The 678-nt window shown below is 64.9% G+C and carries 2 pseudogenes; both read left to right on the top strand.

The annotated features are described in order from the left end of the window. A pseudogene (locus VP06_RS37635) lies at positions 1–266 on the top strand (MBL fold metallo-hydrolase); the annotation flags it as partial. Between the two features lie 86 nt (positions 267–352). Next, positions 353–678: pseudogene (locus VP06_RS33485) on the top strand (DNA-directed RNA polymerase subunit alpha); the annotation flags it as partial.

The following is a 678-nucleotide window of genomic DNA, read 5'->3' as shown; positions in this document are numbered from 1 at the left end:
TCCGTCTCGTGGGCTCGGCGTCCCTCCTGATGTGGGCGGATATCGTCCATCTGCCGGCGATCCAGTTCAAGCGTCCGGAGGCCACGATGGTCTTCGACGTCGATCCCGACGAGGCGAGGGCGGTGCGCAAGCGGATGCTGGACGAGGTCTCGAGCGAGAGAACCTTCGTCACCGGGGGCCATCTGGAATTCCCGGCGCTCGGCTACGTGGCGCGTGAGGGCGGAGCCTACAGCTTCGTCCCGGAACTCTGGGTCGCGGCCCACTAACCGCCCGCTGCGTCGCGGGCACATGATTTTCGAGACCGAGCCGTGCAAGGCGATGCACGGGAAGGGCTCAAGGACCGACCACTGCAGTGGCTCGTGTCGGAAGTGCGAGAGGTAGGACCGTGGTCATACAGAAGAACTGGCAAGAGCTCATCAAGCCGAACAAGCTCCAGGTTTCGACCGGGCATGACCCCAAGCGGGTCGCCACCGTCGTTGCCGAGCCCCTCGAGCGCGGCTTCGGCACTACCCTCGGCAACTCCCTGCGCCGGGTTCTCCTGTCGTCGCTCCAGGGCGCGGCCGTGACCTCGGTGCAGATCGACGGGGTACTTCACGAATTCTCGTCGATTCCCGGCGTGCGTGAGGATGTCACCGACATCGTCCTCAACATCAAGACCATCGCGATCCGGTCGCAGAC

It is taken from the genome of Methylobacterium aquaticum (assembly GCF_001043915.1).
Classification (GTDB): Bacteria; Pseudomonadota; Alphaproteobacteria; order Rhizobiales; family Beijerinckiaceae; genus Methylobacterium; species Methylobacterium aquaticum.
The sequence above is the reverse complement of the archived record's forward strand: the minus strand, read 5'-3'. Positions and strand labels throughout refer to the sequence as shown.